8 protein-coding genes are annotated in these 12,368 nt (G+C 73.4%); 4 read left to right on the forward strand and 4 right to left on the reverse strand.

Annotated elements, in window-relative coordinates:
* Positions 1-95 precede the first annotated feature (95 nt).
* From OG389_RS34440 to OG389_RS34450, 3 genes are all read right to left on the reverse strand, one after another.
* On the reverse strand, positions 96-1,445 hold the full coding sequence (locus tag OG389_RS34440; RefSeq protein WP_328302961.1) for an MFS transporter: 1,350 nt from the start codon (positions 1,443-1,445) through the stop codon (positions 96-98).
* Positions 1,445-2,794 carry a discoidin domain-containing protein gene (locus OG389_RS34445; protein WP_328302963.1) on the reverse strand — a complete coding sequence of 450 codons (1,350 nt, stop codon included), beginning with the start codon at positions 2,792-2,794 and terminating at the stop codon, positions 1,445-1,447. The genes OG389_RS34440 and OG389_RS34445 overlap by 1 nt, the downstream gene beginning before the upstream one ends.
* Positions 2,795-3,030: 236 nt before the next feature.
* A complete protein-coding gene (locus OG389_RS34450) occupies positions 3,031-3,723 on the reverse strand; it encodes a hypothetical protein (protein ID WP_328302965.1) in 693 nt (230 codons plus the stop codon).
* A 671-nt stretch (positions 3,724-4,394) separates the two neighbouring features.
* Here OG389_RS34450 and OG389_RS34455 point away from each other — a divergent pair.
* The 3 genes from OG389_RS34455 to OG389_RS34465 all read left to right on the forward strand — a co-directional run bounded on the left by OG389_RS34455 (position 4,395) and on the right by OG389_RS34465 (position 9,779).
* Entirely contained in the window at positions 4,395-7,847 is a 3,453-nt protein-coding gene (locus tag OG389_RS34455) for a DNA polymerase III subunit alpha (RefSeq protein ID WP_328302967.1), read from the forward strand.
* Complete coding sequence (locus OG389_RS34460) at positions 7,844-8,896, forward strand: DNA polymerase Y family protein (protein WP_328302969.1); 1,053 nt, start codon at positions 7,844-7,846, stop codon at positions 8,894-8,896. Before OG389_RS34455 ends, OG389_RS34460 begins: the two co-directional genes overlap by 4 nt.
* An 88-nt stretch (positions 8,897-8,984) precedes the next feature.
* The gene (locus OG389_RS34465; protein WP_443059389.1) at positions 8,985-9,779 is read left to right on the forward strand and encodes a carbonic anhydrase; all 795 of its coding nucleotides are present in this window, start codon (positions 8,985-8,987) and stop codon (positions 9,777-9,779) included.
* A 158-nt stretch (positions 9,780-9,937) separates the two neighbouring features.
* On the opposite strand, the gene OG389_RS34470 is transcribed toward OG389_RS34465, so the two are convergent.
* Entirely contained in the window at positions 9,938-10,285 is a 348-nt protein-coding gene (locus tag OG389_RS34470) for a hypothetical protein (RefSeq protein ID WP_328302971.1), read from the reverse strand.
* Between the two features lie 6 nt (positions 10,286-10,291).
* Between OG389_RS34470 and OG389_RS34475 the strand changes: the two genes are divergently transcribed.
* The gene (locus OG389_RS34475; protein ID WP_328302973.1) at positions 10,292-12,211 is read left to right on the forward strand and encodes a HelD family protein; all 1,920 of its coding nucleotides are present in this window, start codon (positions 10,292-10,294) and stop codon (positions 12,209-12,211) included.
* Positions 12,212-12,368 lie beyond the last annotated feature (157 nt).

The following is a 12,368-nucleotide window of genomic DNA, read 5'->3' on the forward strand; positions in this document are numbered from 1 at the left end:
TGGTGGTGCCGGGGCCGTCGTCGGTGCGTCGTCCGCGGCGGTCGTGGCTGAGGCCGCTGCCGCTGCCGTGGCCGGGGGGCCGGGGATCCTGCCGGTCATGGTGTCCGCCTCTCGGTGTTCCGGGCTCCTGTCCGCGCCCCGGTGGGCGGGCCCGTGGCCGGTCTCTCCGGCGCTCCGGGGGAAGGGGTGCGCGGCAGCAGTGCCCAGCCGCCCGCCAGTGCGGCGAGCAGTACCGCCGTCGCGCCCCACAGTGCGGGCCGCGGCCCCCACGCCGTCCACGCGGCGCCGAAGCCGGCGGCGGCGATCATCCGGGCCAGGGCCTGCCCGGTCTGGAGCAGGGCGAGTCCGCCCGCCCTGCCCCCGGCGGGCAGGGTCGGCCCGGCGAGGGCCATCAGGACCCCGTCGGTGGCCGCGTAGAAGATCCCGAGCAGTGCGAGGACGGCTACGAGGAGGAGCGGGCCCGTGCCGCCGGCCGGGGCGAGCAGCACGAGGTAGGCGCCGAGCAGTGCCAGGTGTCCGCACAGGAAGGGCAGCCGGCGCCCGACCCGGTCGGCGATCCGGCCCACCGGCACGGCGAGGAGCAGATAGCCCGCGGCCGCGCCGAGCGGCAGCAGCGGGAACCAGCTGACGTCCAGGCCCAGGCGGCGCTGGAGCAGGAGGTAGACGAAGGCGTCACCGATGGTGGCGGCGCCGAGCAGGGAGGCGGTCCAGAGGATCCGGCGGAAGGCGGGATCGCGCAGGGCGCCGAACGCCTTGCGGGCAGGGGGAGTCGGTCCGTGCGAAGCCGGTGCCGGTGCCGGCGTCCGTACGGGCCGGTGGTGCCCGGGAACGTACAGGACGAGGAGGAGCACACCGAGCAGGCCGACGCAGAAGCTGGCGACGAACACCGAGTCGTACGCGCCCGCGGTGGCCCAGAGCAGGGCGAAGGCGGCGAGCGGACCGAGCAGGGCGCCGGTGGTGTCCATGGCCCGGTGCACGCCGAAGGACCGGCCGAGGTCGTCGGGATGGCTGCTCAGGGTGATCAGGGCGTCGCGCGGCGCCGTGCGGATGCCCTTGCCGACCCGGTCGGCGGCCAGGGCCGCCGCGATCCCGCCGGTGGCTCCGCCCGCGAGCAGCAGGCCGAGCCGGGAGCAGGCCGAGATCGCGTAGCCGATCCCCGCGACGTGCTTGTAACGGTGCCCGCGGTCGGCGACGTGCCCGCCGAGGAGTCGTACGACCGCCGCGGCGCCCCCCATCAGGCCGTCCAGGAAGCCGAATTGGAGGGGCGAGAGACCGAGTCCGAGGACGAGGTAGAGCGGCAGTACCGCGGTGACCATCTCGGAGGAGATGTCGGTGACGAGGCTGACCGTGCCGAGTGCGAGGACGGCGGCGGGGACGCGCCGGCCCGCCCCTCCAACGGGGGGCGGGGCCGGAGCGACCCGGCGGCCTGTGGTGGCCAGGTACATCAGTGGCAGGTGTACTTCGGGCTGGTGTCCTTGGACTTCCCGTCGGTTCCGACGTAGCTCCAGCTGTAGCCGGAGTCGGTGAAGTCCAGCTTCAGGACGCCGTATTCACCGCTGATCCGCTTCTGGCTGTTCGGCTGGACGTTCTCGATGGGGTACGGCTCGGCGCCGCCCATGCCGCCGACGATCTCGGTGATCCCGTCGGCGGTGGCCTTCCCGTTGGGGTCCTGCGGGGCGAACCGCTCGTAGTGGTGGTCGTGCCCGTTGAGTACGAGATCGGCCTTGGCGCCGTACAGGATGTTCCAGACCGGCTTGCTGACCGGGTCGTTGCCGTGGCCGCCCGAGGAGTACAGGGGGTGGTGCCAGTAGGCGGCGATGCAGCTCTTGCCGTTCGCGGCGAGGTCGGCCTTCAGCCAGTCGATCTGGGCCTTCTGGTCGAAGGAGTTGGAGTCGAGGGCGATGAAGTGCCAGTTGCCCTCGTCGAAGCTGTAGTAGCTCTTGCCCTGGGGGTAGGCGACCGATCCGAAGTACGCCTTGTAGCCGGCGAGCGACCCCGCCGGGTCGTACGTCTCGTGGTTGCCCGGGATCGGGTGCGTCTTGTCCTTGAACGCGCCCCAGGACTTGTCGTAGTAGGCCTTGTAGTCGGCGAGCCGGGCGTCGTCGTACTGGTTGTCGCCCATCGTCAGATAGAACTTCGGGTTGATCCTCTGGGCCTGTGCGGCGGTCTTGGGGTGGGCGCAGGCGCTGTCCGAGGCCGTGCACTGGGCGGCGATGTCACCGGCGGCGACGACGGTGAAGGCGCCGGTCTGCGGGGGCGGTCCGCCGTCGAGGGTGCCGTACACCTCGACCTCGTGCAGCGAGTACCCGTAGGCGGTGCCGCGGGCGGTTCCGTACACGCGCAGGTAACGGCCCTTGCCGGACAGGCCGGTCCAGTCGTCGGTACCGCCGTTCCCGGCCGTCTCGTTGGCGAGACGGGTCCAGGTGGAGCCGTCGGCGGAGATCTCGACGCGGTAGACCTTGGCGTACGCGGCCTCCCAACTCAGCAGCACCCGGGTGACGTTGGCGTTCGTGCCGAGGTCGACGCGGATCCACTGGGGGTCCTTGCCCTCGGCGCTGGCCCACCGGGTGGAGGAGTTGCCGTCGAAGGCGTTCTGCGGGCCGAGCGCGGAGCTCTCGCTGGAGGACGCGGTGGCGGCCTTGCCGCGCGAGATCACCGGGTCGGCGGCGGCGCCGGCCCGGTCGGGGTAGGCGAGCAACAGGCCGCCGACGAGGAGGAGTACGGCGGTGATGACCACACCCATCGTGCGGCGTGGTGTGAGGAGGTGCGGCGTGCTTGGGGCGTTCAGGCGCATTGCTGACTCCCTGGCCTTGTGGGTGGCGAGAGCTGGCACCGGTACGAGACCCCGCGCCCGGCCCGCGCGCGGGCAGCGGAACGCGACGTCCCAGCGGCCGGGTCAGAGCTCTCGCTGAGCGCGTCATACCCGCAGGTGCGGGCACCGCGCCGAGCCGCCGAAGCGGGATGCTAGCAAACAGGAAAGTTTCCTACCAGTCATTCGGCGAACCCCGGGTCAGCAGGACTGACGGCCCCTCAGGAGACGCCGTACCACTGGCTGGCCCACCCGGTGCTGATCGTGCTGGTGGACTGCTCGGCGAGGTTGAGGGTGCCCGGGAGGGAGGTCTGGCCGGTCAGGACCGTGCTGTAGCGGAGGTTCGGCGGGGCAAGGCCGGCGTTCACCGAGATGCCGGCGCCCGTGGCCTTGAGGGTGAGGCCGTTGGTGGCCCACTGGCCGTTGAGCAGGAGGGCGATGAAGTAGGTGCCGGGGGGTGCGGTGAACGGCTTGGCGAGGGGCAGCGCCTTGGCGATCGCGTCGCTCGTCAGCTGCGGGGAGATGTCCGCGGTGGACGAGCGCAGGGTGCCCTGGGCGTCGTAGACGCCGAGGTAGCAGTTGGACAGCTGGGCGCCCGGGTCGACCCCGGCCAGCCCCAGCCAGATGTTGGACCAGGTGATCTCCTCGCGCAGCACGATCCGCACCAGGGTGACCCGCCCGCCGACGCCGGCGGCGGACTGTGCGGTGACGTGCCCCGCGTCGCCCGGATCACCGGTCCAGGCCAGGAGGTTCTGGTCCTGCGGCCGGGGCCCCTCGTACCCGGAACCGCCCGGCACGGGCGTGGCGGCCGCCACCGGCGGGGCAGTGGCGGCGCGGTTCCCGCCGGGCCCGCTGCATCCGGCCAGAACGAACAGCGCCGCGAGCGCGGTGGCGACGGTGGTGCGGGTGCGCATGGTCCCCCCATGAGGTGCCGATCTTCGAACGGACCCATGGTCACACGTCCCCCGTTCCTCGCGACCGGCGGCCGTGGTCCCGGCGGCGCGCACGACGGTGAGTGGTGTGACGTGAGGAAGGGGCCGGCCGCATCGAGGAGCGGCGAGTCGGGATGATCCCGTGATCCCGTGATTGGCCGCACCGGTCCAGTCCCGCGAGTCGTCGAACAGCCCCGGCGTCATGTGGCGGGCTCACCGGCGGGCTGTCCGGTGGAGTTCTTCGGAGTCGCGCTGTTCGATTTATGTTCGATAGGCTGGGTGCGTCTGGTCAGGGTGGCTGGAAAGGGGTGGTCGGTCGATCGGAGGTGGCGTATGGGCCTCGGCGCGCACCTTCGTGCCGCGAGTGGCCGCCCGGGCCGCCGCGGCGCCTCGCACCCCGTTGACCTGGTGGAACGGGCCGTCGTGCGGGGGGTGGACCCGGCCCGGGCAGGGGCGCTGATCGGGGAGACCCTCCGTGCGGCGGCACTGTGCGCAGTCCGCCCGGCGGCCGGGCCCGGCGCCGGGCAGCCGGGATTTCCCGGAGCGGACGTGGTGGGTGCCTGCCCGGGGCCGGGCTGTTTCGACGCGGCCGAGTCCGCTGGGAAGGCCAGGGGCGCAGATGTCCGTATCCCTGTCCGCGGGAGGTGCTGAAGGTGCCCGCTTTCACTCATCTGCGGACCGTCTCCGGGTTCTCGATGCGCTACGGAGCCTCCCACCCGGAGGAGATCGCGGCCCGGGCTGCCGCGCGGGGCATGGGCGCGGTGGCGCTCGCCGACCGGGACACCCTCGGGGGCTCGGTGCGCTTCGCGAAGGCCGCGGCCGAAGCCGGCGTGCGGCCGATCTTCGGCGTCTCGCTGGCGGTTTCGGAAGCGGAGCCAGCTCGCCGCGTCTCCCGGCCCGGGCACCGGACTCCGGTGAAGGGCGGGGTGTTCCTCGACGAATCCGCACCGCGGATCACCCTGCTGGCCCGGGACGCCGCCGGCTGGGCGGCACTGTGCGCGCTGATCACCGCGGCGCACGCCGGCGAAGGCCGGCTGCCGCGGGTGGGATTCGCCGATCTGGCCCGGCAGGCCGGGGACGCACACCTGGTGGTGCTGCTCGGGCCGGAGTCGGAGCCGGTCCGGGCACTGGCGGCGGGCCGTCCGGACCGGGCGGCCCGGCTGATGGCGCCGTGGCGGGAGATGTTCGGCGCGGGACTGCGGATGGAAGTGGTGTGCCACGGCCGCTCGGGGACCGGGCCGGGCTCGCTGCGGCTGGCCGCGCGCACGCTGGGCTTCGCCGTCGAGCAGCGGATCCAGCCCGTGCTGACCAACGCCGTGCGGTACGCGCACCCGGAGCAGCGGCGGGTGGCGGACGTGCTGGACGCCGCCCGCAGGCTGGTGCCGATCGATCCGCGGGGACCGCTCGACACGGGAGAGCGGTGGCTGAAGGATCCGGCCGCGATGGAAGCGGTGGCCGAGCGCGTGGTCCGGGCGGCGGGCTGGGGGCAGAGGGTGGCCCGCCGGCTGCTGGAGGTCACCGAGCAGACCGCGTCCTCGTGCCTGGTCGACCCGCGGGACGACCTGGGCCTGGGGCGGGTGCACTTCCCCGAGCCGGAACTGGTAGGCGCCGGCGACGGCACCGCCGACCGCGTCCTGCGCGAACGGGTCAACGCCGCCCTCGTACGCCGCGGCCGTGACCGGGAGCCGGCCGCGGTCGAGCGGCTGGAGCACGAGCTGGGGATCATCGAACACCTCGGGTACGCCTCGTACTTCCTGACCGTGGCCCGGGTGGTCGACGACACACGAGAACTCGGGATCCGGGTCGCCGCCCGCGGCTCGGGCGCCGGTTCGCTGGTCAACCACCTGCTCGGTATCGCCCACGCCGACCCCGTCGAGAACGGGCTGGTCATGGAGCGGTTCATGTCCGAGCGGCGGGTAGCGCTGCCCGACATCGACATCGACGTGGAATCGGCCCGGCGCCTGGAGGTCTACCGGGCGATCCTGCGGAGGTTCGGCCCCGAGCGGGTGGCGACGGTGTCCATGCCGGAGACCTACCGGGTGCGGCACGCCGTCCGGGACGTGGGCGCGGCCCTGTCGATGGACCCGGCCGAGACCGACCGGCTGGCCAAGGCCTTCCCGCACATCCGGGCCCGCGACGCGCGTGCGGCGCTGGCCGAACTGCCCGAGCTGCGGGGGATCGACGTCGGGGCGTACGGCCCGCTGTGGGAGCTGGTGGAGGCCCTGGACGGGTTGCCGCGCTCGATCGCCATGCACCCCTGCGGCGTGCTGCTGTCGGACACGTCGCTGCTGCGCCGCACACCGGTGGTGCCCACCAGCGGAGAAGGCTTCCCCATGTCCCAGTTCGACAAGGAGGACGTGGAGGACCTCGGACTGCTGAAACTCGACGTCCTGGGCGTACGGATGCAGTCGGCGCTCGCGCACGCCGTGGAGGAGATCGAGCGGGTCGACGGCGTGCACCTGGATCTGGACGATCCGGCCCAGGTCCCACCCGGTGATCCGGCCACCTACCGGCTCATCAAGGACGCGGCCTCGCTGGGTTGCTTCCAGATCGAGTCGCCCGGCCAGCGGGACCTGATCGCCCGGCTCCAGCCGGAGACCTTCCACGACCTGGTCGTGGACATCTCCCTGTTCCGGCCCGGGCCGGTGGCGGCCAACATGGTCCGCCCGTTCATCGAGCGCCGCCACGGCCGCGCGCCCGTCCGCTATCCCCACGAGAACCTCGAAGCCGTGCTGGCCGAGACGTACGGCGTGGTGGTCTTCCACGAGCAGATCATCCGGATCGTGGCCGTCATGACCGGCTGCGACCTCGCCGAGGCGGACGAAGTGCGGCGCGGCCTGAGCAGCCCCGACCGGATCACCGGCCTGCGGACGTGGTTCGGGGAGCGGGCCCGCGCCAACGGCTACGGGAAGGAGACCGTCGAGCGGAGCTGGGAGACCGTCGCCGCTTTCGGCGCCTACGGCTTCGCCAAGGCGCACGCGGTCGCCTTCGCCGTGCCGACGTACCAGTCGGCGTGGCTGAAGACCCATCGCCCGGCGGCGTTCTACGCCGGGGCGCTCACGCACGACCCGGGCATGTACCCCAAGCGGGTGATCGTCGCGGACGCACGGCGCCGGGGCGTGCCCGTACTGCCGCTGGACGTCAACGCCTCCGACGTCGTCTACCGCGTGGAGCGCACCGTCCGGCCCGACGGCACCCCGGGACCCTACGGAGTGCGGCTGGCACTGATGGACGTCCACGGAATCCACGGTGCCGACGCCGAGCGGATCGCCGCCGGCCGCCCGTACGCGTCGGTGCAGGACCTGATGCTGCGGGCCCACCCCTCCCGGCCGGTGGCCGAGCGCCTGGCCCGGGTCGGCGCGCTGGACGCCTTCGGCACCAACCGGCGGGACCTGCTGCTGCACATCGCCGAGCTGCACCGCGCCCAGCGCGCCGCGGGCGCCGCCGAGGGCCAGCTGCCGCTCGGCGGGGACGGCGACCCGGTGCCGCCCGCGGGGCTGGCGGACATGGACGGGGCCGAGCGGCTCGACGCCGAGCTCTCGGTGCTGGGGGTGGACGCCTCCCGCCACCTGATGGCCGACCACGCCGCCTTCCTCACCGAACTCGGCTTCACGGCCGCGGACCGCCTCGCCGCCGTGGAGCACGGGAGCACGGTACTGGTGGCCGGAGCCAAGGTTTCCACCCAGACCCCGCCGATCGCCTCCGGCAAACGCGTCATCTTCCTGACCCTGGACGACGCCTCCGGCCTGGTCGACCTCGCCTTCTTCGAGGACTCCCACGCGGCCTGCGCCCACACCGTCTTCCACAGCGGGTTGCTGCTGGTGCGCGGACAGCTGCAACGGCGCGGCCGCGCCCTGTCCGTGGTCGGCGAAATGGCCTGGGACCTCGCCGAGCTGGTCCGGCTGCGTACCAGCGGCGGCCTCGACGCGGTGGCCGGCCGGCTGGCCGCCGATGCCGCGCACCGGCCCGCCGCCACCGCCCCGGGACGCCGGATCGAGCTGGCCACCGGCTACACCATGCACGCCTGGGCCGACCTGCAGCCGGCAGGCGACGGCACCGTCTCCGGCCGGAAACTCCACCACCAGAGCCAAGGGAGCGCCGGATGACCACTCCCGCCACCCCCGTCATCCCTGCCGTGCCCGCACCACCCGTCGCAGGCGTGCTGTACGTGCACTTCCACGGCCGGCCGGACGAGCAGACCTACGCCCGACTGCTGGCCGTACTCACCGATTTCACCCCCACCGTGCAGCCGCTCCCACCGGACGCCGCGTACGCCGACGTCACCGGTTCGCTGCGGTACTTCCGGCTGACCGCCCCCGAGCTGGCGGTCAGAACGCGCGTGCGGACCCTGGTGCTGATGGGGATCGACTGCACCATCGGTGTCGCCCGCAACCCACTGCTGGCCACCATGGCCGCCCACGACGGGCCCCCGGGAGCGGTGCGCGCGCTGGCGGCGGACGACGGGGCCGTCGCCGGGTTCCTCCACGACCAGCCCGCCGGCAGACTGCCCGGCATCGGCACCAGGACCGCCCGGCAGCTCGCGGCGTACGGGCTCACCACCCTCGGCGAGATCGCCGCCGCGCCGCCCGCGACCCTGCAGCGCATCCTCGGAGCGCAGACCGGCCGGCGCATCCACGAGGCCGCCCGCGGCCACGACCCCGCCCGCGTGGCCCCGGCCGCGCCACCGCGGACCCTTCGCGCCGAGCACGGTTTCCCGCTCGACGAGCTCGACCGGGAGCGGCAGCGGAGCGCGCTGCTCGCCCTCGTCGACGAGCTGGGCCACCGGTTGCGCGAGGACGAGCACGTCACCCGCAGGCTCACGCTGACGGTCCGCTTCGCCGACCGGACCGTCGCGACGCGGACCCGCACCCTGCCCGAGCCCACCGCCCATACCCGGGCCCTGCTCACCGCCGTCTACGGGATGCACGACGCCCTGGGCCTGCAGCGCGCCCGTGTGCGGGTACTGGAGGTGCAGGCCGGTGAACTCCGCGCCGCCGAACTCGCCAGCAGGCAGCTGACCTTCGACCCCGACGACGAGGCGGCCCGGCGGATCGAGGCCGCCGCGGACAACGCCCGCGAGCGCTTCGGGCCCCACACGGTCAGGCCGGCCGCCGCCCTCACCCCGCGGAGCGCCCCGGACGCCGACACGGAGTGAAGCCCCGAACGAGCCGGGCTCCGGGCGGAATCCGCCATTTCCGGCCCGTGGCGGTCGAGGTGGCGCCGCACGGGGATAGCGTCCCCCAATGTCATCGAACACGCAGACGACTTACGTCACTTCGCCCAGTCGCCGTACCCTCCTGCGCACCGCCCTGGCGGGCACCGCCGCCGCCGGGTCCGTCCTCGGACTCGCATCCGTCTTCCCGGCCTCCGCGTCCGACGGCTCCGGCGCCTCGGCCGGCGCCGTGGACACCGTGGACGGGGGTCGGCCCACCACCCCGGACGCGGCGCTTCGCCGCCTGGCGACCGGCAACCGGCGCTGGGCCGCGTACCGCCAGAAGCACCCGCACGAGTCGGGCTCCGTGCGCCTCCAGGTGGCGCGGGAGCAGCACCCCTTCGCGATCGTGCTGGGCTGCGTCGACTCCAGGGTGGCGCCCGAGCTGGTCTTCGACCAGGGGCTCGGCGATCTGCTGACCGTACGGGCGGCGGGCGAGGTGCTGGACGAGGCGGTGCTCGGCAGCATCGCGTACGGGGTCCTGGAACTGGACGTCCCCCTGGTCCTGGTCCTCGGCCACCAGTCGTGCGGGGCCGTCGGCGCCGCGGTCCACGCGGACGAGACCGGTGCTCAGCTGCCCGCCCACATCCAGTACCTGGCCGAGCAGATCCGGCCCGCCATCGACCGCGGTCAGCACGGCGAGGCCCGGATCGCGGCCACCATCGACGCCCACGCGCGAAGGACCCGCGCCCGGCTCGCGGCGGAGCCCGACCTCGCGCGGGCGATATCCACCGGCCGGCGTGGCGGCCGCGCGTTACGACCTGGCCGACCAGAAGGTTCGCATGCTGCACTGACGCTCCGGCATGCTCCGGCACGCTCCTCGTGAATAACTCCACAAGCCCTGTAAGCCCCGTGACGCAGAAACACCCCGGACCGATTGACGGCCGGGGTGTTTGTCTGCGTATATTTAATGTTTCACATCGAGGCGGAGCCTAGGCGTGAAGAAGCTTATGGGGACACTGTATCGCGTCAGGAGTGGAATTGTCAACCGAAGAATTCCGGAATGAACAGCAATTCATCACAGCGCTCTACGCCCGCCTCGATGCCCTGCGCGACCAGGCCGAACGGGCCGTACAGGGCGCCCTCGGCGCGGCCGGAAGCGGGTTCCAGGCGCGGCTGGAGAGGGATGTCCTGGTCGCTGAGCAGTCCGGTCTGCTTTCCGCTCTGAACTCGGGCGAGAACGGTCTGTGTTTCGGCCGGCTCGAGTTCTCCGACGGCTCCGACCATCACATCGGCCGTATCGGAATCAGGCAGGACGACACGGAGCGCACGCCCCTGGTAATCGACTGGCGGGCCGATGCCGCGCGCCCGTTCTACCTCGCGACCGGCCATTCCCCCATGGGCCTGCGTCGCCGGCGCCACATCACCACCCGGGGGCGCGAGGTCACCGCCCTGCACGACGAGATCCTGGACCTCGCCGACACCGAGCGCACCGGCTACGAGGGCGCCGACGCGGACGCGGTCCTGCTCTCCGCACTCGACGCCGCCCGCACCGGCCGGATGCACGACATCGTGCGGACCATCCAGGCCGAGCAGGACCGCATCATCCGCTCCACGCACCGGGGGATCCTGGTGGTGGAGGGTGGGCCGGGCACCGGCAAGACCGCCGTGGCCCTGCACCGGGCCGCGTACCTCCTCTACGCGCAGCGCGAACTGCTCGCCAAGCGCGGCGTGCTGATCGTCGGGCCCAATCCGGCCTTCCTCGGCTACATCGGCGGGGTGCTCCCGGCTCTCGGCGAGACCGGGGTGCTGCTCGCCACCCCGGGCGAGCTGTTCCCGGGAGTCCGGGCGACCGCCACCGACCGACCCGGCGCCGCTGCCGTCAAGGGGCGCGCCGCGATGGCCGCCGTCCTCGCGCGCGTGGTGAGCGACCGGCAGACGCTGCCCGAGACCGTGCCGGCGGGAAGCGGCGAGGACGCCGACGTGGTCCCCGAGGCGGCCCTGGAGATCGACCACGACGACTACGGGACGCTGCTGCTCGACCGGACCATGGCCCACGAGGCCCGGGACCGGGCCCGCGCCACCGGACTGCCGCACAATCTGGCGCGCCCGTACTTCGCCTTCCGGATCATCGACGCGCTCACCGGACAGCTCACCGACCGGCTCGGCGCCGATCCCTTCGGCGGCCCCAACCTGCTCGGCCCCGACGACATCGCGCAGCTGGGCAAGGAGATCGCCACCAGCGCCGGGGTGCACGCCGCCATCGACACGCTGTGGCCACCGCTCACACCCCGGCGGCTGATCTCCGACTACCTCGCCGACCCCACACATCTCCCGCCGCACGAAGCTGAGTTGATCAGGCGCGTCACGACAGGCGACGCGGACTGGACCCCGGCCGACGTCCCGTTGCTCGACGAGGCCGCCGAGCTGCTCGGAGTCGACGACACCGCGCTGCGCGCCGCCGAGGAGCGCGAACGCCTCGAGCGCGTCGCGTACGCACAGGGCGTCCTGGACCTGTCGGCGGGCTCGGACTCGTACGAGTTCGAGGACATGGAGAACGAGTTCCTCGCGGCCCACGACATCATCGACGCCGAGCGGATGGCGGAGCGGCAGGAGGAGGCCGACCACCGCGGCGCGGCCGAACGGGCCGCCGCCGACCGCACCTGGGCCTTCGGGCACGTCATCGTGGACGAGGCGCAGGAACTGTCCGCGATGGCATGGCGCCTGCTCATGCGGCGCTGCCCGACCCGTTCCATGACGCTGGTGGGAGACCCGGCCCAGACCGGTGACGAGGCCGGCTGCGGCTCGTGGCAGCAGATCCTGGCTCCGTACGTGGAGGACCGCTGGGAGCTCGTGCGCCTCGGCGTCAACTACCGGACGCCCGCCGAGATCATGGACGTGGCGGCCGCCGTGCTCCGGGCCCGTCACCCGGGCTTCGAGCCGCCGAGCTCGGTCCGCTCCACCGGGCGGCGGCCCTGGGTGGCACGGACGGACGACCTGGCCGGTGCGGTCGCCGGGGCCGTACGGGAGGGGGCGCCGGCCGGGGGCCGCCTCGCGGTGATCGCCCCGCGCCCGCTGCACGAGGCGCTGGCGGCCGCGCTGCCCGGCGTACGGGCGGGGGAGGAGCCCGACCTCACCCGTCCGGTGGTCCTGCTGGCCCCGCGGCAGGCCAAGGGGCTGGAGTTCGACACGGTGATCGTCGTGGAACCGGCCGACCACGAGCACAGCGATCTCTACGTCGCCCTCACCCGCGCCACCCAGACCCTGGGGGTGGTGCACACCGGCCGCCTGCCGGAGGGCCTGCGCGAACAGCCGTAGCCGTAGCCGTAGCCGGGCGGCGTGACCCGGACCGCGGGAACCGGTCGGCGGCGACTCCCGCGGCACCCGTACGGGCGCGGCCCCGGCGCCGTTCGGCGGACACGCGGTGGCCCGTACCGGAGGAACCCGCCCAGCCACCCGGGTGAGTTCACCGGCG

Origin of the sequence: Streptomyces sp. NBC_00435 (assembly GCF_036014235.1) — a bacterium.
GTDB lineage: Bacteria > Actinomycetota > Actinomycetes > Streptomycetales > Streptomycetaceae > Streptomyces.